The sequence below is a fragment of the Pseudomonas sp. ADAK2 TE3594 genome (genome assembly GCF_053628675.1).
Window position 1 is genome coordinate 1885923 of sequence record NZ_JBRJGV010000001.1, and the last position, 21253, is coordinate 1907175.

The 21253-nt window shown below is 58.2% G+C and carries 19 protein-coding genes and 2 pseudogenes; 13 read left to right on the forward strand and 8 right to left on the reverse strand.

Annotation, left to right across the window (positions count from 1 at the left end; all coding sequences use genetic code 11):
• Positions 1 to 50 precede the first annotated feature (50 nt).
• The 7 genes from AB7M22_RS08700 (at position 51) to AB7M22_RS08730 (ending at position 6207) form a co-directional block, all read left to right on the forward strand.
• Positions 51 to 938, forward strand: a complete 888-nt coding sequence (locus AB7M22_RS08700; protein WP_454185944.1) for a LysR family transcriptional regulator — start codon at positions 51 to 53, stop codon at positions 936 to 938.
• 218 nt (positions 939 to 1156) lie between these two features.
• Positions 1157 to 2872 (forward strand): amidase, encoded by a 1716-nt coding sequence (locus tag AB7M22_RS08705; protein WP_454185945.1) that lies wholly within the window; start codon positions 1157 to 1159, stop codon positions 2870 to 2872.
• A 73-nt stretch (positions 2873 to 2945) separates the two neighbouring features.
• Complete coding sequence (locus AB7M22_RS08710) at positions 2946 to 3434, forward strand: GNAT family N-acetyltransferase (RefSeq protein ID WP_454185946.1); 489 nt, start codon at positions 2946 to 2948, stop codon at positions 3432 to 3434.
• 93 nt (positions 3435 to 3527) lie between these two features.
• Positions 3528 to 3986, forward strand: coding sequence for a metallophosphoesterase family protein (locus AB7M22_RS08715; protein WP_454185947.1), 459 nt, complete (start codon positions 3528 to 3530; stop codon positions 3984 to 3986).
• 73 nt (positions 3987 to 4059) lie between these two features.
• Positions 4060 to 4731, forward strand: coding sequence for a hypothetical protein (locus tag AB7M22_RS08720; protein ID WP_454185948.1), 672 nt, complete (start codon positions 4060 to 4062; stop codon positions 4729 to 4731).
• Positions 4732 to 4745: 14 nt separating this feature from the next.
• Positions 4746 to 5432: a tetratricopeptide repeat protein gene (locus AB7M22_RS08725; protein WP_454185949.1), complete on the forward strand. Its 687-nt coding sequence runs from the start codon at positions 4746 to 4748 to the stop codon at positions 5430 to 5432.
• 292 nt (positions 5433 to 5724) lie between these two features.
• The gene (locus AB7M22_RS08730) at positions 5725 to 6207 is read left to right on the forward strand and encodes a GNAT family N-acetyltransferase (RefSeq protein WP_454188773.1); all 483 of its coding nucleotides are present in this window, start codon (positions 5725 to 5727) and stop codon (positions 6205 to 6207) included.
• A gap of 156 nt (positions 6208 to 6363) precedes the next feature.
• Here the strand turns inward: AB7M22_RS08730 and AB7M22_RS08735 are convergent, their stop codons facing one another.
• Positions 6364 to 6741, reverse strand: a complete 378-nt coding sequence (locus AB7M22_RS08735; protein ID WP_454185950.1) for a c-type cytochrome — start codon at positions 6739 to 6741, stop codon at positions 6364 to 6366.
• 353 nt (positions 6742 to 7094) lie between these two features.
• Between AB7M22_RS08735 and AB7M22_RS08740 the strand changes: the two genes are divergently transcribed.
• On the forward strand, positions 7095 to 7859 hold the full coding sequence (locus AB7M22_RS08740; protein ID WP_454188774.1) for a tetratricopeptide repeat protein: 765 nt from the start codon (positions 7095 to 7097) through the stop codon (positions 7857 to 7859).
• 61 nt (positions 7860 to 7920) lie between these two features.
• Here the strand turns inward: AB7M22_RS08740 and AB7M22_RS08745 are convergent, their stop codons facing one another.
• Positions 7921 to 8790, reverse strand: a complete 870-nt coding sequence (locus tag AB7M22_RS08745; RefSeq protein WP_454185951.1) for an AraC family transcriptional regulator — start codon at positions 8788 to 8790, stop codon at positions 7921 to 7923.
• Between the two features lie 198 nt (positions 8791 to 8988).
• Positions 8989 to 9816, reverse strand: coding sequence for a helix-turn-helix transcriptional regulator (locus AB7M22_RS08750; RefSeq protein WP_454188775.1), 828 nt, complete (start codon positions 9814 to 9816; stop codon positions 8989 to 8991).
• A gap of 96 nt (positions 9817 to 9912) precedes the next feature.
• Between AB7M22_RS08750 and AB7M22_RS08755 the strand changes: the two genes are divergently transcribed.
• A complete protein-coding gene (locus AB7M22_RS08755) occupies positions 9913 to 10869 on the forward strand; it encodes a threonine dehydratase (protein WP_454185952.1) in 957 nt (318 codons plus the stop codon).
• Positions 10870 to 11045: 176 nt separating this feature from the next.
• On the forward strand, positions 11046 to 11342 hold the full coding sequence (locus tag AB7M22_RS08760; protein WP_454185953.1) for a hypothetical protein: 297 nt from the start codon (positions 11046 to 11048) through the stop codon (positions 11340 to 11342).
• A gap of 77 nt (positions 11343 to 11419) precedes the next feature.
• Here AB7M22_RS08760 and AB7M22_RS08765 read toward each other — a convergent pair whose 3' ends face one another.
• Positions 11420 to 12487, reverse strand: coding sequence for an alpha/beta fold hydrolase (locus AB7M22_RS08765; protein ID WP_454185954.1), 1068 nt, complete (start codon positions 12485 to 12487; stop codon positions 11420 to 11422).
• Positions 12488 to 12720: 233 nt separating this feature from the next.
• Here AB7M22_RS08765 and AB7M22_RS08770 point away from each other — a divergent pair, with 233 nt between their 5' ends.
• Positions 12721 to 13065, forward strand: a complete 345-nt coding sequence (locus tag AB7M22_RS08770; protein ID WP_454185955.1) for a cupin domain-containing protein — start codon at positions 12721 to 12723, stop codon at positions 13063 to 13065.
• Positions 13066 to 13173: 108 nt separating this feature from the next.
• On the opposite strand, the gene AB7M22_RS08775 is transcribed toward AB7M22_RS08770, so the two are convergent.
• Positions 13174 to 13692, reverse strand: a complete 519-nt coding sequence (locus AB7M22_RS08775; protein ID WP_007904547.1) for a cysteine hydrolase family protein — start codon at positions 13690 to 13692, stop codon at positions 13174 to 13176.
• A gap of 234 nt (positions 13693 to 13926) precedes the next feature.
• Positions 13927 to 14487 carry a lipid-binding SYLF domain-containing protein gene (locus AB7M22_RS08780; protein ID WP_454185956.1) on the reverse strand — a complete coding sequence of 187 codons (561 nt, stop codon included), beginning with the start codon at positions 14485 to 14487 and terminating at the stop codon, positions 13927 to 13929.
• A gap of 307 nt (positions 14488 to 14794) precedes the next feature.
• Between AB7M22_RS08780 and AB7M22_RS08785 the strand changes: the two are divergent.
• A pseudogene (locus AB7M22_RS08785) lies at positions 14795 to 15118 on the forward strand (methyl-accepting chemotaxis protein); the annotation flags it as partial.
• A gap of 108 nt (positions 15119 to 15226) precedes the next feature.
• On the opposite strand, the gene AB7M22_RS08790 reads toward AB7M22_RS08785, so the two are convergent.
• Both AB7M22_RS08790 and AB7M22_RS08795 read right to left on the reverse strand, forming a co-directional pair.
• Positions 15227 to 19618, reverse strand: a complete 4392-nt coding sequence (locus AB7M22_RS08790) for a response regulator (protein ID WP_454185957.1) — start codon at positions 19616 to 19618, stop codon at positions 15227 to 15229.
• A gap of 42 nt (positions 19619 to 19660) precedes the next feature.
• Complete coding sequence (locus AB7M22_RS08795; RefSeq protein ID WP_454185958.1) at positions 19661 to 20818, reverse strand: HD-GYP domain-containing protein; 1158 nt, start codon at positions 20816 to 20818, stop codon at positions 19661 to 19663.
• A 276-nt stretch (positions 20819 to 21094) separates the two neighbouring features.
• Between AB7M22_RS08795 and AB7M22_RS08800 the strand changes: the two are divergent.
• Positions 21095 to 21184, forward strand: a pseudogene (locus AB7M22_RS08800) (tetratricopeptide repeat protein); the annotation flags it as partial.
• Positions 21185 to 21253: the final 69 nt, after the last annotated feature.

A 21253-nucleotide genomic window follows, 5' to 3' on the forward strand; every position in this document is an offset into this window, starting at 1 on the left:
GATAAACCGGGTAAAACTGAAATGACTGATCCACTGATGGAGCAATGACATTGGAGTTTCTCAATGACATGGCGTTGTTCGTCGAGGTCGTGAAGGCGCGCAGTTTCCGCCGGGCGGCGGAGGCGATGGGGATGCCGAACTCGACGCTGTCGCGCCGGATAAGTGGCCTCGAGAAGGAAATCGGACTAAGACTTTTGCATCGCACCACGCGCAAGATCGAGCTGACCGAGGCGGGGCAGTTGTACTTCGATCGCTGCAAACGCATCGTCGACGAAGCCCGGCTCGCGCACGAGCAGCTTGGCGAAATGCTTGCCCGACCCAGCGGAGTGCTGCGGGCTTCGCTCCCGGTGGATTTCGCCAATATCTACCTGGCGCCACTGATCGCCGAGTTTGCTCAGTTGTATCCCGGTATCAGCTTCGAGCTTGATCTGACCCCGCGTCAGGTCGATCTGGTGAGTGAGCCGGTTGATGTGGTCATCCGCATGGGCGAGCCCGCGAGTTCGAATCTGATCGCCCGTAAGCTCGCCAGTTTGCGCCGCTGCCTGTACGCCTCACCCCGTTATCTCGAACTGCACGGTGATCCGACTCATCCCACGGACCTGACCCACCACGAATGCCTGCGTATGCGCGGCACGCGCGCCGACCGCTGGATACTCTCCAGCAGTGACGGGGAAGGGGAAATGGAGGTTGAGGTTGGCGGTCGATTCGAACTCAACAGTGTTGGAATGATCCGACGTCTGGCGACGCTGGATCTGGGTATCGCGTTATTGGGGGAAGGTATCGTTGCGCAAGACCTCGCCGATGGCACACTGCGCAGAGTCTTGCCGCAGTGGCAGGCTTCACCCGTCTCGGTTTACGCCCTCACCGAGACGCGGCTGTTGCCGGCTAAAACCCAGCGGTTTATCGAGTTTCTGCGTGAGCGGCTTCAGGATGCGTAGCAATCCGGGCTGTTCATGGAGTGGGCTCTTTCTCTAATCTTGTGCAAAATCACGGGTACAACGTACTCACCGCCTATTGATCGCATGTTAAGCACGTATTGTGAGTAATCGACCGCGCTAATGCAGTGCAACGAGAACCCATATGAAAACCCATTTTGAGATAAGTGATGTCTTTGAGCCCAAGTTCCAGTCACCCATCAGCAGCCGGCGGTAACAGCATGATTGAGGTCACCGAGGTTTCCATTGCCCAACTGCGTGCTGCGCTCGAATCGGGCCAGACGACGGCGGTTGAACTGGTCCAGGCCTATCTTGCCAGGATCGACGCCTACGACGGCCCTGACACGCCCACCGCCCTCAACGCAGTGGTGGTTCGCAACCCCGATGCGCTCAAGGAAGCGCAGGCGTCCGATGCCCGTCGGGCCAAGGGCGAATCGCTGGGTCCGCTCGATGGCATTCCCTATACGGCCAAAGACAGTTATCTGGTGAAGGGGCTCACCGCAGCCTCAGGAAGTCCCGCGTTCGCGAACCTGATCGCTTATCGCGATGCGTTCACCATCGAACGGCTTCGTGCCGCTGGCGCAATTTGCCTGGGCAAGACCAATATGCCGCCCATGGCCAACGGCGGCATGCAGCGCGGGGTGTATGGCCGGGCCGAGAGCCCGTACAACGCTGACTATCTCACCGCACCCTTCGCCTCGGGCTCATCGAATGGCGCCGGCACTGCAACCGCCGCCAGCTTCGCGGCATTCGGCCTCGCCGAAGAAACCTGGTCGAGCGGCCGGGGCCCGGCGTCGAACAATGGTTTGTGTGCCTATACGCCTTCGCGCGGAGTGATCTCGGTGCGTGGGAACTGGCCGTTGACACCGACCATGGACGTTGTCGTGCCGTTTGCCAGAACCATGGCGGACCTGCTCGAAGTGCTCGACGTGGTGGTGGCGGACGATCCCGACACACGAGGCGATCTGTGGCGGATGCAACCTTGGGTGCCCATCCCGAGTGTCGCTTCGGTACGTCCCGCTTCCTATGGGTCGCTTGCCGCGAATACCGATGCCCTCGCCGGAAAACGCTTCGGCGTTCCTCGTATGTACATCAACGCGGATCCCGAAGCGGGCACCAGCGATGTACCTGGCATCGGCGGTCCGACGGGCCAGCGAATCAACACCCGTGCTTCCGTGATCGGCCTTTGGGAAGAGGCTCGCAAAGCACTCGAAGCCTTTGGTGCCGAAGTGATCGAGGTCGATTTCCCGCTGGTCTCCAATTGCGAGGGCGATCGTCCTGGGGCACCGACGGTGTATAACCGCGGCCTGGTTTCCAAAGAGTTCCTTCACCATGAGTTGTGGGATCTGACGGCCTGGGCGTTCGACGATTTTCTGCGGGCCAACGGCGATCCAAAACTCAATCGCCTGGTCGATGTGAACGGGCCACTGATTTTTCCGCACGACCCGGGGACGCTGCCTAACCGTGAGGGCGACCTTGCCGCTGGCATGGATGAATATGTGCGGATGGCCGAGCGCGGCATCACCCCCTGGGACCAGATCACTACGGTACCTGACGGACTACGCGGCCTTGAGCAGACGCGCCGAATCGATCTTGAGGACTGGATGGATCGATTGGGGCTCGACGCGGTGATCTTCCCGACGGTGGCCGACGTTGGGCCGGCGAATGCCGATGTCGATCCGAAGTCTGCGGATATCGCATGGAGTAACGGTGTCTGGGTCGCCAACGGCAACCTCGCCATCCGCCACCTGGGTGTTCCCACGGTCACGGTGCCGATGGGCGTCATGCCGGACATCGGCATGCCCGTCGGGCTGACATTCGCCGGTCGTGCCTATGACGATTCGACGCTGCTGCGCCTGGCTTCGGCGTTTGAGTCGACGGGGATGAAGCGAATGATTCCGCCTCGAACGCCACCATTGTCCGCTGGCCAGAAATAAGAAGGGTGGGACTGGGGCAGGACACGCTCCAATCCCGCTTGGTAACGGTAAGCAAAGACCTCAAGGACGCGCGATGATATTGCAACACAGGCCAGTGAAGGCTGATGACATCAAAACTATCTGTAGCTTTCCCCTTGACGCTCGGGAACTGTTTTATATGTTCCCGAAAGCTCAATACCCTCTGACTGAAGCTCAGTTGTCTAACGCTATTACTCAACGATTCGACTCGACGGTTGTCGAGAGCGGGAATAGCGTCGTCGGCTTTGCTAACTTTTATCGGGCTGAAACGGGTGGGGTTTGCTGTATCGGCAATGTCATCGTTGCCCAAGAGGCACGAGGTAAAGGCGTGGCGACCTTCATCGTAGAGACGATGACAGCTCTGGCGTTCAATCGCTATGACGCTACAGAGGTACAGATCTCGTGCTTCAATGAAAATACAGCAGGCTTGCTGCTTTATCCAAAACTGGGCTTCTTGCCCTTTGCTGTCGAAGAGCGATCTTCTCTGGATAGTCGTAGAACAGCACTCATCCATATGACCCGCAGTAGAGCGGGCCGACCATAATATTCACCTTGAAAGCCCGGTTAATGCAGCTGCTTTCAGTCGGCTGCTTTGGTTCTGGTGAATTCCCATACTGAGCCCGGTCTGGAGCTTTGCATGAAAGTTGGCGTGATCTCCGATACCCATGGCTTACTGCGTGCCGAAGCCCTTGCTGCCCTGGAGGGGTGTGAACGGATCATTCACGCCGGCGACATCGGCAAGCTCGAAATCCTTGATCAACTGGCGTCAATTGCCCTGCTGCATGTAGTACGCGGGAACAATGATCTGGACGCCCCTTGGGCAGAAAATCTCGCCGACCGACTATGTTTCGACCTGAATGGATGGCAGACCTTGCTGGTACATGACATTGCCGATGTCCCAGCCGAGCTTGATGCAGGCATCAGGCTGGTGATCACCGGCCATTCGCATAAGCCACGCATGGAATGGCGTGGCGAACGACTATACCTCAACCCAGGCAGCGCTGGCCGGCGGCGCTTCAAACTACCGGTGACGCTGGCTCTACTCGAGGTGCTTACGTGTTCGATTGAGCCGCGCCTGGTCTCGCTACTGGAATGACATTTTTTGGAGGGGGTTAAAGTTCCCGACTCACCAGCCGACAGCCTTCGTTCCCCCTTCACGGATGATTTTAATGTTCCGTTCTCTTTTTTCCGGCGTTGCTTTGCTCGCCGTCGGCGCCGCCTGCACTGCCCAAGCCCAAACCGTCACCACGCCCGAACAACTGCTGACTGAGTTCTCTCGTTGCGATTCGCATTTCTTCGAGAGCCTGCGCGATGCTCGCCTGCCAGCAGGTACCTTGCGCCTGAGTGACTACGGCTCGGTCAAGGCACCGACCATCATGAGTCCGCTGCAGGAAGGTGGCACTTACCAACACTTCGAAACGCCCCTGATCGTTAACGGCGTGCGTATGGTCGGCTATTACAACCAGGCCCAAACCATCAAGAACGTCGGCAATTTTCTGTTCTGGGGTTTCGTAGCCGATGGCTTGCCGCAAGAGGTGGCCGCAAAACTCAAGCCGCTGATCGTTGACAATGCACGCTTTGTCAGTCAGGGCAAAGCCATTACCCGCGCCGAAATTCGCCGCGTCGGTGACCCGATTGGCCAATGGCGCACCGAAGAACTGACCGGCCCCGGTGTCGCCACGCCGTTTGGTTTCATAGACCGAGTGCTGATCGTCGACACGGGCGACACGACACCGCCACTCGCGGGACACACCACCGTGTTCTGCTCGCTACAAGGCACCGTGACCGCGCCGCTGCTGCAGGTCTATCGCCCTGACCTCAACGCTCATCTGCTCGACTGACAAGGATGCTTATCATGAATACTCGCTGGCCCGCACTGATCGCCTGCACCGTCATCCTCACAGGTTGTGCAGGGATGCAGAACCCGCAAAAAGCCAACATTGTCCACTGCACTAATCAGTTTAAGGCGTCCAAAGCCGAAAACTACCCTCTGGTGCTGCAGGAAGGTGATCTATGCCTGCAGAAAAATACGCTGCCCGCCTCGCTGCAAAGTTTGATTTACACGGTGCAGGCCGATGCCTACAGCAACCTCAAGCACTTTCCCGAAGCCGTGGCCGCCAAGGAAAAATCCATGCAACTGGCGGTCAAGCCTGATCCGCGCGCCAACCTGGACTTGAGCGCCATGTATCGCGACGCTGGCAACCCGAAAAAAGCCCTTGAACTCGTGCAGTACAACCTTGACAACGGGATGGGAGAAGCCGGAAAGGGGTCCGGCTTCCACATGCCGACCTACTATCATCTGGGCCTCGCGCTGACAGACTTGGGTCAGTACCGAGAGGCCGCTGAAGCATTCAGCACCGGCCTTCAGCGCCAGCCGGACTATGCCTGGGCCTATTATGCGCGCGGGATCGCGTACGACCATTTGGGAGGCAGGGACGACGCCAAGGCCGACTTCATGAAGTTCTCGCAGATCGCCAACAAGAAGTACTTGTTGGAGGAGCACAAGGCCAAGCTCGCCGAGTACAGGATTTCCATGCCGTAACAGGAGAGCCGGCTTAGTGGCGAATGCGGTGGGGCAGCGAGCGCGGAGTGACCGCTTGCGTCGCATCTCAGATGAGGGAACGATCACCTCGCGCAGCGCTGGCATTTCTAACTCCAGTAACGATGCAGCCTCAGGCATTTTTTCAACGTTGGAATAGCGCCAGATCAGCGCCTCTCCGGCCGGGCAAATGTATTGGTTTTTTTGCCGCGTCACCGATGGTGAAGCCATGCTGGGAACCACATATCAGGCTCTCTATACTGGCCATCCCAGGATGGTAGTTAGAGTGCAAAATATGCCCGTCATACCCAATCAAAACTCCCCAGTCATTTTGGTCCTGGCTCAACAAAGCGACTTGGACAATCTTGTAGCGATTCGAATTGAGGCTATGCGCGAAAGTCTGGAGCGTGTTGGGCGATTTGATCCAGTGCGCGCGCGCGAGCGGTTTCTTGGCGGTTTTGAAGCCCACAACACACACTACATCGAGGTATCTGGAGAGAGGGTTGGTTTTGTAGTGGTCAAGCATCACCACAATGAACTCTTGCTCGACCACTTGTATGTGAGACCGGGCGCGCAAGGATCAGGAATAGGCTCTGCTGTTCTCACTCAGATTTTCAAAGAGGCGGATGCAGCTGCGCTCCCTATTAAAGTTGGCGCTCTCAAAGAAAGCGCTTCGAATCGCTTTTATACTCGCCATGGCTTCCAATTCGTCGAAAGCAGTGAATTCGACAATTATTATGTTCGTCAGAGCGTTCCGCCGGTTGGCCCAGTTTACTAGCTGGATGTGATGCACCTCGACGTACGTTTTTACACACTCTGGGCCGTTACTTGCCCTGTGCCCGCGAGAGGTCGACTGGCTCACCGGCATTGCCCCCACAAGCCCTCAAACCTGAAATGGCTTTTAGATTTCTGTGCCTACCTCTCATCTCAAAAATCATCGATTTTTTGAAATCACACCACCCATGTATTGATTTAAATCGCGCAGATCTTTAATCCTCCATGAGTACGGCGATAGCTTTACACCATTCTCTCGCAAAGTTTTTGGAATCAAGTCTCCATTTGGACGAAGTATTATCGATGAGACAATTACGCCCGGATAATCATTTAATCGTTTTTTGAAAGCGGATGTTGTTAGGTCAGGTGTAGGAGGATTACTTTTATTAGCCAATGGTCCTGTTGCTTTGAGATCTATTCCGTGGCACATGGCGCATCGCTGTAAATAGAGATTTTTTCCATTAACATTATCCGCGAAGGATAGTGATGTTTGAATTAGCGATAAAATTCCTAGCGAAACGATGAATAATGTTTTCATTGCTTTTATCTTCCTTGATGGGATCTGCGTCGACTGGGCGCGATTTTTTGCGCGGGAAAGATATCAGCCATCGTGTCGGCATACACAGTCATTTCTGATGCCCATTGAATCAACTCGTTTTCCAGGCGCATCCCGGTGACCGTTTCTGGCCGTTTTCTGCTCTGCGCGAAGTGCAGCAATAGCTCATGTTCAGACGTTGGGATGGTAAAAAATGATGCTGGTTGCGACGGCCGTTGCCGCAGGAACTTCAGGGTATTGGCCAGGTCCATAGCGGCCCGGCATCGGAATTGCCGAGCAGCGTTGTGCTCTGTTTTACGGCAGTGCCATCCGAATTCAGTCGAGTCCGTCCCCTGATGCCAACCAAGAGTTTTCTGCCGGGTCTCATCCTGGTGTTCTGCGCCGTCACGTCGCTTTGTTCGTTTGCTGCCGAGCGAAGAGCGCCTGCGCAAAGCAACAGCGCATCAACGACCCTGATCGAAACCGCCTCGCGGCAGTATGGAAATGGCCAATTGGATCAGGCCGCCGCCACGCTGGAGCGTGCCCTGCATATCCAGCCGAACAATCCCGCGACGCTGCATTACCTCGGTGTGTTGCGTCTTCAGCAGGGGCAGTACCAGCAGGCTGAAACCTTGGCGGTGCGCTCGAACATGCGGGTGGGTCGCAACGTCGAGTTGCGCAACCGCAACTTCCAATTGATCCAGGCGGCGCAGCAGGCCCAGTCTTCGGGTACCTCACCCAATGCCAAAGAGGACCAGGTCGCAGTACAGAAGGGGTTGGCAGAGGAGACCCAAAGGCGCCGCGAAGCGGAAATGGCGGTTGTTGAGCAACCCACTCAGAACACTGGTCGCGACGCTGACAACTTCACTCGCGCAGAGGCAAATCGGGTTTCGGATGCACCGACGGCTGGCAGAACCGGGCCCGAAGGACAATTGCAAATGGTTAATGTCGAGCCAGAGCCTGCGTACGGTGAGGTTGAGATTCCCCGCGGCCATATGCCACCTCCGGGTAAATGCCGAATTTGGTTTCCTGATCGTCCGCCAGGGCATCAGCCTGCACCGGGCAAATGCAAAAAGCTGCGACATCGGGTTCCGTCAGGGGCCTACCTGGTGCACGGTTGAGTTTCTGGGTGTGCAACCAACCCTGAGCGCCTCAGCTCAGGGTTGAAAGCTGCTTGCTCCGCTATTGCAGCGGAACATACACATCAGTTTGCCATTGATCCTGCGGTGTCTCGGGATAGACGCTCAGGTAATGAAAGAACAGCGGCTGGTCACGAAGTTCTTCTCCACTGGCGGGAAGCCAATCGCGGTAAATCGGATAGATCGTTTCGCCGATGTGATCCGGTGACCCCGTGTGTCGCACCACGACGCAGCGACCGCCAGGAATGACGATCTCGTGCACGCCGAATTCATTCGGCGCCACGGCCTCGTGAATCTCGCCGCAAATGGCGAAGCGAAATGCTTGTGGAGGTGTCGTGTCGGGGTTGCCATAGGGAATGCCAAAGCTGCGACTCGATGCCACCGGCGACTGTCCGCTCTGCATACGCCACTCGATGAACTTGCGCACGCTCTCATTGACGAGCCCGGCTGGCCCGCAGTGCTCAAGCGTTGCTACCCTGACTTCAGGGAATTCCACGATTCGTACTTGCATGATGATAGTCCTGGAAAAGTGAGGGATTGCGAATACCGCATTCCAGATCTGCCAGTTCGGTTCCTTCCTGAATGCACTCGGCGTCATACCGAACGCCCGCCTGAACGCCCTGCAAAATGCCTCGGGACTTTCAAAGCCGGCACCGAGTGCTGCGTCCAGTACCGAGTGATCAGCGGGGGCGGCCAGGCGATGTGCTGCGCGTCGTAGCCGCATCAGTTGCACATAACGTGAGACGGGCACTCCTACGAACGCGGTGAATTGTCGATGGAAGTGAAACGCCGAAAAGTTCGCCACATGGCTCAACGTCTTCACCGACAGGTCACCTTCGAGATGGGCATCAATGTAGGCGAGTACGGTGTTGAAGCGTTTTGTGTAAGCGAAGTGGGTCGGCATGTCAGACACTGGGAGAAGGCTCCTGGAAGTAGGGTCGGCAATAGAGTCGACTATAGCGGCGTGAACGCGCCTAGCCGCATTTGCTCAAGGTACGTTTTGGGTTGGCCAATGCGATCTCTTCCGGGGCGATGTAAAGGTCGGGGCATTCCAGGTGTTCGCTGCTGGCCCGACTGCTACCCATTACCAAACAACAAAACGGCCAATAATCTAGCTTTGACCATACGTCGAGCGCCTTCGCAATTGCGCTGGACTGACTCCAAGGCGTTGCTTGAAAGCGGTCGTCATATGCGCCTGGGAGTTAAAGCCGCAGGTGAGTGCGATCTCCGACAGCCTGGCGGTCGAATCGCGCATCGATGCTCGGGCCTTGGCCAGGCGTCGGTCGATTAGATAGCTATGCGGGCTCTTGCCTGTCGCGTTCTTGAATGCGCGCATGAAGTAACCTTCGGACAATTCAAGCAACCCCGCCATTGCCTGTATACCCAGGGGGCCGTCGAGGCCAGCGTCAATGAATTCATCGAGCAGGCGCATCCGGCTGCCGGTTATAGAGCCTTGGGGCGGCGGCGCCGACGCTTCGATGCCCTCCGTTCGTTCAGCCAATGCGAGTGCCCAGGCTTCACAGTCGTCCTCCACGGAGGCCTGCAACAGCGCGCGACGCATTCGCAGGGCGAGGTTAACGGCTGGCTGATCAATGCGATTGTTGAATGCCCGGTCACCCACCAATGAAATACCGTCGGTGCGCATGACCCGCAGGTATTCACCGCCCTTGGGTGACTCGGACAACACATCACAGCCAGCGGGGACGAACGCCAGCCCATTGGGCATGGCATCGAAGGGGCGCACTCGGTCGCTGCCGATGGCGTGCAAGCCTCGTTGGCTGTCGAAGGCAAAACCGATCGCTGCCTGGGTCGCAACATAGCGGGTCGCGTAGGCGGCACCGGGTAACAATTCGATCGTCCACGGCCCGGCCTCGACACGACGAATCGGCTCAGGGACGAGCGAAGGCGGCAGACGGTTTCGAAGGCTCATGAACACCATAGTAGTGAAGAGGGGGCGCAAAAGTCAGGTCAGTTTTTTGAAAGCCGGCGTGACGTGCCCGTGCCTAGACTGGGGAAAGCCTCAGGAAGACAACTCATGCACAAACTGACTCGCGACGATATCGAACAAGCTGCCCGCCACGTATACCAAGTCATGCCTGCCACCGCCCAATACCCTTGGCCATTGCTGGCTGAGCGGTTAGGTTGCTCTGTCTGGGTCAAACACGAAAACCACACACCTACAGGCGCTTTCAAAGTGCGGGGTGGCATTACCTTCTTGCACTGGCTGCGGCGCGAGCACCCGGGGGTGAAGGGCATTGTCTCTGCTACGCGTGGCAACCATGGTCAGAGCCTGGCGTTGGCGGCTAGCACGCTGGGCTTGAGGGCCTTGATTGTCGTGCCGGAAGGTAATTCGCTGGAAAAGAACAATGCCATGCGCGGCTTTGGCGGCGAGGTGGTTGAGTGTGGTCGCGATTTCGACGAGGCCCGTGAAGAGGCCGCGCGTCTGGCGCAGGTGCATGACCTCTACCTGGTGCCGCCGTTCCACACCGAGTTGGTCAAAGGTGTGGCCACGTATGCGCTGGAGCTGTTCATCGCCGCGCCGGATCTGGATACCGTCTACGTGCCAATTGGCTGTGGATCGGGGATCTGCGGGGTGATCGCCGCCCGCGATGCGCTGGGCCTGAATACCCAAGTGGTGGGTGTGGTTTCCAAAGAAGCTGCGGCGGCGAAGTTATCGTTTGAAGCAGGGGCGATATGCGAGACCGCCTCGGCAAATACCTTTGCTGATGGCTTGGCCGTGCGTAAGCCAATTCCCGCTGCATTCGCCATCTACGGGGCCGCTTCGGCGCGAATCGTCTCTGTCAGCGAGGGCGAGATTGCCGAGGCCATGCGGGTGTATTACACCGATACCCACAACCTCGCTGAAGGGGCAGGTGCGGCAGCGCTGGCAGCACTCATTCAGGAGCGTGAAATGATGCTGGGCAAAAAGGTGGCTGTGATTCTGTCCGGCGGGAATGTTGACCGGGGGGTGTATGCGAACGTGATTGGATGACTGAGAGCCGATTACTCCAACACGCCAGACGCGCCGAGCGTCGAGAACAATCGCAATTGTCAGGGCCAGCGCAAATCAGTCCGCTGAACGGAGCCAAGGGCAGGCGCAACACCGTCTAATCTGAGTAATACGCGAGCACAAACATGCCTCACGCCTCTTGCTACAGGGGAAACGGGATGACCGGAACAACAGCGCAATGCTCGTCGTGGGGCCTACTCTCCCTGCTGGTCATCAACCTGGTGCTGACGGCGGGATGTGCAGGCAAAGCTGCCACGGCTCACTATTCGGCCTCAAACACAGGCTCAAACTGCTATGCAAAAGCGCTACCCACTTCCGGCGAGGGTGGCCTGGCTTGGGGCTCCACCTTGAACATCGCTCGCGAAAAATCCATGGCTAACTGCATACGCTATGCCGGCCGATCCGGTGGCACGCCGAGTACCTGTGAAGTGGTGATGGCGGAGTGCAAGAATTAGAAAACGGCTCGTTAAATGGAACGAGCCGTTGTTGTGACGGTGCTTATCGGGGGAAGTGCACGGATGTCAGACCGGATTCAAAGGTGGTCCGCATCAATCACAGCCTTGGCGAAAGCCTGCGGATCTTCCTGCGGCAGGTTGTGGCCGATGCCGCCGCTGATCAGCCGGAACTCATATTTGCCGGTGAAGCGCTTGGCGTAATCCTCGGGGGCAGGGTGCGGCGCGCCGTTGGCATCGCCTTCAAGGGTGATGGTCGGCGCGCTAATGGAAGGCGCCGTAGCCAGTTTCTGCTCTAGCGCTTCGTATTGGCTTTCACCTTGAACCAGCCCCAGGCGCCAGCGGTAGTTGAATACGGTGATGTCGACATGGTCGGGGTTCTCCAGAGCCTTGGCGCTGCGGTCGAAAGTGGCGTCATCGAACGCCCATTTCGGTGAAGCCAGTTGCCATATCAGCTTGGCAAAGTCGTGGGTATTTTTCTCGTACCCGGAGCGACCGCGGTCGGTGGCGAAGTAAAACTGATACCACCACTGCAACTCGGCCTTGGGTGGCAGCGGGTTTTTGCCGGCCGCCTGGTTGCCGATCAGATAGCCGCTGACCGAGACCAGCGCCTTGACCCGTTCCGGCCACAACGCCGAGACGATGTCGGCCGAACGCGCGCCCCAGTCATAGCCACCGAGCACCGCCTGTTTGATCTTCAGCGCATCCATAAAGTCGATGACGTCACTTGCCAGCGCGGCTGGTTGACCATTGCGAACAGTTTTCCCGGACAGAAAATGCGTATCACCGTAGCCACGCGCATACGGCATCAGCACTCGATAGCCCTTTGCTGCAAGCAATGGCGCGACCTCGTCATAGCTGTGAATGTCGTACGGCCAGCCGTGCAGAAGAATGACTACCGGCCCATCAGCCGGGCCTGTTTCGGCGTACGCCACGTTCAACAGTCCGGCGCTGACATGCTTCAGCGGGCCGAACGGGGAGGGTGCCGCATGAGTGGCGCCGGCGCTGATCGCGTCTGGCGCCACAGCTGCGGTCGTTTGTGCGTGGGCCGCCGCACCGAGAGCGCTGAACAGGGTAAATGCGAGGATCGACGAGCCGACCAGACGGCGGCGAGTTGTGCCGGTTTTGTTCTGCAGTGCCATCTTCATGGTGATGTCTCCGTTGCAAGCCGTTGGCCAGGGGTTCTGGCTGATCCCCTTCAAACCTGGCTTGCATTTGAACGCGGCGACGTATCTGGTTTGTGTCGAATCGCAGGCCAGATGAAAACTAATGTACCGGGATGTCATCCAGACACACTGAGATACAGCGCGCCAACGAGCTATCCCGCCATTTAGGGTGTTTACTTCTAGTCAGGCCCTGTATGCACAGAGAGGAAAGCACCATGAGCAACGAACAGGTGGCACCTGACACGAAAGGTGTTGCGGTGAAGTTACTTGCAACGGTTGACCTTGGACCTGAGATCGAGGGCATGGCAGGGCGCCAACTTAGAATGCGCATGGTGACCATCGAGCCTGGAGGTGTCTTCGGGCCGACTCACAACCATAAAGACAGACCAGGCACCGTCTACATACTGCAAGGAACGATCACTGACCATCGAAATGGAGTCGCCACGGACTATGGGCCTGGAGTGGGCTGGCCCGAGGACAGGAACACCACACACTGGCTTGAGAACCGAGGAACGGTTCCGGCGGTGGAGATCTCGGTGGATATTGTCAGGCAAGAGTAGGCTCAGACCCGACATCAAACATGATCGGGCCTGGCACGTGGCTCAGCCGGAAACGACGCCGACAGAAGGACAGATCGACCCAGTCTTGAGCCGATCTATCAATGCCGGTTAGAAGTGCCAATGCTCAGCGTGAACGACACGACAGAACGGGCCCGCCAGGGTTGCATTGTGATGAGCGACGATATTTTCGGCCTTCAAGGCAGGGGTGTCGGTGCAGGTATGTCCATCGGCGATCAACACGGCATCGAACCCAAGATCTCGTGCGGCGCGGCAGGTGCTGTCGACACAATACTGGGTCTTCATTCCGGCAATAACCACGCCTTGAGATCCACACGCTTTTAGCCGATCGGCCAGGTCAGTCATGGCGAAAGCGTTGGGTCGGATTTTTTCGAAGATCACTTCGTCTCCTTGTAGCCGCAGTTCCTGCACCAGTTGCGTCAACGGGCTTGCAGGTTCGATAGGCGAGCCCGGGGGACCTACGTGGCGAGCAAGAAAAACTGGCGCGCCTGCTTTCCGGGCTTTGCTCAACAGGCTATTCAAAGTGTCTAGCAACGCGTCGCCAGCCCATGGCTTATCCGGGCCATGAAACAATCCAACCTGCATATCGAGAATCAACAGTGCATACATAGTGCTTTTCCTTGCGTTTGGACCAGTGACACAAGGGCAAAAGAAAAGGCCCTATCCATCACTGGCGGGCCTTTTGAAGTTCGTGCGTTATTGGCTCACGGCACCTCTCACGACCCGCCTCGGGCGGTCGTGGTAGTGGTGGTCGAGGCAATGCGTGGCTGATTCATAGGGCTGACAGTATCTGCACGGTACCTGGTTGGCAAGAGGGCGCATCCGTGCGCCAAATGACTTGTTTTAGCGCTTGATCAGGGAAATCTTGGTTCCTTCAATGCTGATCCCGGCCATTAACCCCTGCTGGTCGAAAATGAACGCGTAGGCATCGTGCTTCACTGTCGTGCTGGACAGATTCTTCGCCACCCCTTCATCAACCATTACAACGGTGGGTCCTACGCCGATTTCCCAGCCCTTGGTTTTACGCACATAGTCCACGGCTTTGTCGGTCATCAGGAAAACCGCATAGCCATACGACTGGGCGCCTGCTTGCAGCCCCCAGGACCCGGTTACGGAGTTGTAATAATTCTCTACTGTCTTGCCCTTAAACAACACGCCTTCACCATAGCTGCCGCCAAACACAAGGCCCGCCTTGATGATTTTCGGGAAGACAAGAATCGCTTTGGCTTTGTGCGAAATGCTTTCGGCAGATGGCGTGGACTTGTAGAGAGTTTGTAACGCTTGCCGAGAGTCGACATTCAGATCCTCGGCGGTTGCCGCACCTGCAGTGTTCAGGAAGCTGGCCGATGCCAGCGAAGCTGTCGCAAGGACAATCGATAGGAAGAACCGCATTGACTGAGTCATTTTAGTACTCCGATACGGGAGCATTGGATGTGAGGCAGTCAGCACCTGCCCTCGGCAGAAATCCGAGCCTGCTGAAATTATCCAGCGCACCCTAAAGTGTGTGAGCTACTGGCTTCGCCCTTGAATGAAGCAGGCCAGAGGCCTTTGATCATTGGCGATGTCATCACTTGCTTTGACCTCTGTGTATTGGCCGGGTTCGTCGTCAGAGGCTGGGATGGCCGAAACAAAAGCTGTGGCATGAAGCTAGGCCTTTTGATTAGCGATAGCATTGAGAACAATTTTTACTTTTGTTGTGCACGAAGTGGCGGGCAACAAGACCCAGGAAGTTTCGCAGAAGATGGAAAGTTGCCTGGACCTGTCGCGTGCCAGTGTGTCCTCGATCGAGAGCGCACGTGACAGCTTTGAAGGCATCCAGTTGTCGGTCAATGAAATCAGGGATCAGAACCTGCAGATATCGACGGCGGCGGAAGAGCAGCACAGCGTGGCCGAAGAGATCAATCGGCATATCCAGCAGATCTACGACGAGGCGCGATTGGTCGAAAGCCTGGCCAACTCTGCGCAAGAAGACTCGGGCCGGCTTTCGCATCTCTCGAATGAACTGAACGGGCTGGTGGGGCGCTTCAAGTCGTAGAGGCAAGCCGATAGCCGCCTCTCGTGAGGGGCTGCTATCGACCTAGGCTGTGTAAAAACGTTGTCTCCAGTTGTCAGGAGAAGTCAGTAGCTCCTCTCCTGAAAAAACTCACCCGTCCTGCAACAGTTCCAAGGCACGATCAAAGTCGAACAGCTCCACCTGCTCCGCGACCAGAGCCAGGCGTTTGGCCAAGGCGCGATCGAGTGACAGATTGCGCAGTTCGGTAAGCGCTTCCATGGCCGCCGTGTCACTTTCGGCCAAAAGACCTTTGAGCCTGTTCAGTTGCTCGCTCAACTCGGGGCCATTCTGCAGGCCATCGCTCATCGATGCGGGGGCGTTTGCGGTCAGGTCAGCCAGGGCCGCCAAGGTCGGCAGCAGGCAACTCTCGACCTCCGTCGCCAGTGCTTGCACCCTCGTAACGGACTCGCCGTTCTGGCAGGCCTGTTCCAGCACAGCGGCAGCCTGCGCCACGGTTTTGGCGCCGATGTTGCCGGCCGTGCCGCGCAGGCTGTGAGCCACTCGTCTGGCCGCGCCAGCATCCGGGTCAGCCAGTGCCGCCTGGAAATGCTCGGCAAAGCCTGTCTGAGAGTCGCGAAATTTGCAGAGCAGGCGAAGATAGAGTTCTCGCCGGCCCATGCAGCTGGCTAGGCCGGCAACCATATCAATGTCCGCAAGACGGTCCGGCAACCCATCTGGCAGGCCTGCATTTGGCGATGATGGTGCTGCCTGGGCAGCGGTCTGTGGCCTGATCCATTTTGCCAGTGTGGCGAACATGTCTTCGACATCGAGTGGCTTGGATATATGGTCGTTCATGCCACTGCTCAGGGCTCGCTCGCGGTCGCCGTCCATGGCGTTGGCAGTCATGGCGATCACCGGCAAAGCGTTAAAGCGCGGCTGCTGGCGAATCTGCTGGGTGGCGGTGTAGCCGTCCATCACCGGCATTTGGCAATCCATCAGCACGCCGTCGAAGTTGCCATCCTCGGCCAGGATGTCCAGGGCCTCCTGGCCGTGCCTGGCCAGTCGCAGCCGTATTCCGACACTCTCCAGCAGCTCGCAGGCCAGTTCCTGATTCAGCTCGTTATCTTCCACCAGCAGCAGCCGGGCTCCATTCAGGCTGGCTACGGTGCTGGCATTCTGTTGGGAGCGTTCGCCGGCCCGAGTATCGCCCTGTGGGCCTCTACCCAGCACCACACCGATGGCTTCGAGCAAAGAGGACGGTGTAACTGGCTTGGTCAGCACCACTGGTAACTGGATGCCCTGGCGCTCGGCTTCCTCGCGTGCCTCTTCGCGGCCAAAAGCGGTGACCATGATGACCGCCGGCGTATGCATCAGGCTGGCGGAATGCATTCTGCTCACGGCTTCCATGCCATCCATGCCGGGCATCCGCCAATCCATCAGCACCAGATCGTAGGGCAGCGCCTTATGCTCGGCGTCGGCCAACATGCGCAGCGCCAGACTGCCGTTATGCGCGACATCCACCTCCAGGCCAAAGCTGCGCGCCATGCCCGAGAGGATTTCACGGGCACTGGCGTTATCGTCCACGACCAGCACCCGCATACCCAGCAGTTCGTCGGCCTTGAACATACGACGCGGCTGAACGCCTTGCTGCACGCCGAGACGCACCTGGAAATGGAACGTGGAGCCGGCTCCCGGCTCGCTCTCAACCCAAATGTGGCCGTCCATCAGCTCCACCAATTTCTTCGAGATGGACAAACCCAGCCCAGTGCCGCCGTATTTGCGCGTGGTCGAGCTGTCGGCCTGACTAAACGACTGAAACAGGCGTGAACATTGTTCGGCGGTCATGCCGATGCCCGTGTCGCGCACCCAGAAATGCAGTTGCACGCGGTCGTCCTGCAGCCCAACTTCTTCCATACCAACCACAATTTCGCCGCGTTCGGTGAACTTGGCAGCGTTATTACCCAAGTTGATCAGCACTTGCCCCAGGCGCAGGGGGTCTCCGAGCAATGCAGTGGGTAGATCGGGCGGGGTCTGGAACAACAATTCCAGGCCCTTGTCCTCGGTCTTCAGGCCAATCATGGCGGCGAAGCTGTCGAGTACGTCCTCCAGGCGGAAGGGGGTCTGTTCGAGGCTCATCCTGCCGGCCTCGATCTTGGAAAAATCGAGGATGTCGTTGATGATCCCCAGCAGGTTCTCCGCCGAGCGGTGCACCTTTTCAATGTAGTTGCGCTGGCGACTATCCAGATCGGTACGCAGCGCCAAGTGGCTCATGCCGATGATGGCGTTCATGGGCGTGCGGATCTCATGACTCATGTTGGCGAGGAACTCGCTCTTGGCCTGGGTCGCGTCCTCGGCCGCCGCCCTTGCCTCTGCCAGTGCAGTGACATCTATATTGATCCCGGTTGCGCGCAATGGCTTGCCGTCAGGTGTACGTGAGAAGCGGGTGAGCGATTTGAATGTGCGCACCAGCCCATCGTTTTGCCGCACGATGCGGAAGTCGAACTCGGCGCGATCATCGTCACTTTGGATTGCGCTCTCGAACGTGCTACTGGCACGCGCCATGTCATCCGGATGCACCAGCGCTTTCCAGTGCTCCAGAGTGCCACCGAATCCGCCAGGCTCAAGCCCGAACAGCGTTTCGAGCTGTGGCGTCCAATAGTTTTTGCCGCTGATCAGATCAACGTCGAACAAACCGATATCGCCGGCTTCCTGCGCCAGATTCAGGCGATCGCTGGCAATACGCAGCTTGGCCTCCATCGCCCTGCGCTCACTCACGTCGCGCACCGAGGCGCAAACGCAGACGCCACGTCCCTCCAGGCGGGGCAGATGGGACAGGCCAATTTCCACGGAGAACAGGCTGCCGTCCTTGCGCACGCCGCTCAGATCATCCAGGTCGCCGCCCATCTGCCGGGTGCCACCGCTGGCAATGAACCCGTCGCGTAACTTGCCATGCCGCTCGCGGGCAGCCTGCGGCACCAGATGCTCGATGCTGGCACCGATCAGTTCGCCCTGTTCATAGCCAAACAGAGTGTCCATTTGCGGATTGGTCATCAGGATATGGCCGTCGGCACCCAGCACCAGCATGCCGTCCGGTGCCGCCTCGATAATGCCGCGGTACCAGGCCTCGGTGGTGCGCAGTGCCACCTGCTGGGCCTCCAGTTCCCTGGCCTGGCGTTCCAGTTGCAAGGTTTGGGCACCCATCTCGTCAGCCTGGCGGCGAGTTTCCTGCAGTAGCGCCTGGGCCGCCTCGCTGCGTTCCATAATGGCCATGGCTCCGGCCAGCCTTGGTAGCACTTCCTGCAGCAGCAACGCCTCGTTCTCTTCCAGCGGGCGAAAGCCGGCCATTTCCATAACCCCGAGCAGACGCTCGCCACGCAGCACAGGCTGAACCAGAAGATGGCTGGCGGGGGCTTCACCTAACTGTGTGCGCACACGCCAGAACTGCTCAGGCAGATCCTTGAGCTGGCGGGGTTGGCGATCCAGTGCGCACTGGCCAAGTAGCCCTTCACCGAGCTCGAGCTCCGCGCGCAGTGGGTGCTCACTGTCCACCGCATAACCACCCAGCAATTGCAGGCGTGGCGCACCTTCATAGAGAACGTACAGCGCGCCTTGGCACATGCCCAGCTGTGGCGCGATGCGGCAAAAAAAAGCTTGGGCCAACTGCTGCGGCGTCTCTGCCTGTTGCAGATCCACTTGCAGGAGCGAGGAGTGGGCTTTGACCCAGCGCTGGCGCTCAAGTTGACAAGCCTCCAGTTGCAGCGTGGCGATGGCGCGTGCCAGGTCGCCGGTTTCGTTGCGAAGCTCGGTGTGAGGGATCTGACCGTCCAACTTGCCGGATGCCAGCTCGTCAACCGCCGCACGTACGCGGTTCAGCGGCACGCGGATGGAGTGGCTGACTAGCCAGGTCAACAGCAAGGCCAGCGTCGAACCGCCCAGCAGCAACACATAAGTGATCGTGCTGCTGCGCTGCGCATACTCGGCCAGATTCTTCGCCGTATCGTGGATGTCGGCTTCCTTGTTTTTCTCTATCTGGATGAGCAACCCATCGCTTTCCTGCTCCAGCGCGAGGAACTCCTTACTGTTGAGCAGCGTCAGGGCCTGCCCAAGGGAGCCCTTGCCGGCCAACTCCAACGCTTCATCGCCATTTTTTTGCAGGCGCTGCAATACCACCTCGAACTCCAGCAAGCTGTTGAGGCTGCTCTGTCGCCGCAGCGTTGGGCGAACCTGCTCCAGGGCCTCGTGCAGACGCTCCTGGGCGACATCCATCTGGGCCCTGGCGCTGATGCGGATGTCCGCGTTGCTGGTAGCGACGGCGCGTTGCAGTGCCAGCAACAGATGCGGCAGCTGCACCCGAACCTCCTGCACATGCTGGATACCGACCAGATCCTGCTGGTACAACTGCTGCATTTCGTACCTGAGTGAATACTGGGTGCGTAGGCTTTGCACGCCCAGCATCAGGATCAATATCAGCAACGCAGCGAAGCCGATGATCAATTTACTGCGCAGGGACAGGCGCTCGAGCAGCTCGAACAGTCTGTTCATATACCGCCTCGTTTAGCGTGGTGTGCAGAATGATGCAAGGGCTCAGGGCTGGTCAGCGATCTGCTCTAGTAAGGCTAACTGCTTGGCCATGTCCTGATCGCTGTCGGCGAACCGCTCGGCAATTTCCCTGAACCGTTCGGCATTGGCCAGAAAGGTATCGCAGATGTCTGGGTCGAAATGCGAACCCCGGCCTTCGCGAATAATTTCCACCGCCTGCTCATGGGGCATACCGGGCTTGTACACGCGGCGGCTGATCAGCGCATCGTAGACATCCGCCACGGCCATCAAACGGGCGCTGATGGGGATGTCGTCGGTGGCCACCCCTTGTGGATAGCCACTGCCATCCCATTTTTCCTGGTGGCCATAAGCGATTTCCTTGGCCAGATGAAGGAAGTCGACGCCTATCCCTAACTGATCCTCGGCGTGTTGGATGGCATCGCGCCCCAATGTAGTGTGGGTCTTCATGATCTCGAACTCTTCCAGAGTGAGACGTCCCGGCTTGAGCAGGATGCGATCGGGAATGCCGATCTTGCCGATATCGTGCAGCGGTGCCGACTTGAACAGCAGCTTGATGGTTTCCTCGTCGAGGAAGTGGCGGAAGCGAGGATGCTCGCGCAGGAGTTCGGCCAGCAGTTTGACGTAGTGCTGGGTACGGCGAATGTGGTTGCCGGTTTCGTTGTCGCGGGTTTCGGCCAGCGATGCCATGGCGTGGATGGTGACGTCCTGGATTGCAGTCACCTCGCGGGTGCGGCGCTGCACCTCCTGCTCCAGAAATTCGTTCTTGTCACGCAGGAAATCCGCAGCCGCCTTGACCTTGATCTGGGTCGCGACCCTGGCCATGAGCACCGGGGGGATGATCGGTTTGGTGATGTAGTCTGCGGCGCCCAGGCTCAAGCCGCGAATCTCGTCCTCTGTGGCAGCCATGGAGGTAAGGAAAATGATCGGAATGTGGCGAGTGCGGGTGTCAAGCTTGAGCTGCTCGGCAACGTCGTAGCCGGACAGGCCCGGCATCATGATGTCCAGCAGGATCAGGTCAGGAAGTGGGTCGCTCTGGAGAAGACGCAACGCTTTCTCGCCGCTGTTGGCTGCCTTGACCCGATAGCTGTCCTTGAGTAACTCGGCTATCAACATCAGGTTGTCGGGGGTGTCGTCGACCACCAGAACGGTGGCTGATGGATAAACGCGCTGCATGCTATCCATAGATGTTGGCTCCCTAGCCTAACAATTAAGGAGAGGCCGTACTTACGCCATTCCCTTGCTGGCAAGCGTAGCTAGGAAAATCTGCAATCGCTAGGAGAAAGTCGGAGGCTTGTGGGTGTCCGTTTCTGGCCGATTTCTGCCTGTTGCGACTGACCGAAATCGGACCCAAGGCGGACATCAGGCATCAGTCGTTTACCTGCCTCGCCTGGAAGGTATTTCGAGTCACGTCCCTTGAGCCGCAGGGCTTCCTCTCCAAACTGTTTTGGCTCGGGCGTATCCGCCTCGCGGCAGTATGAAAATGGCCAGTTGGACCAAGCTGCTGCCACGCTGGAGCGTGCCCTGTATGTCCAGCCGAACAATCCCGCGGCTGATCGCTCGCCCGGGCATCAGCCCGCACCCGGCAGCTGCAAAAAGCTGCGATATCGGGTTCCGTCA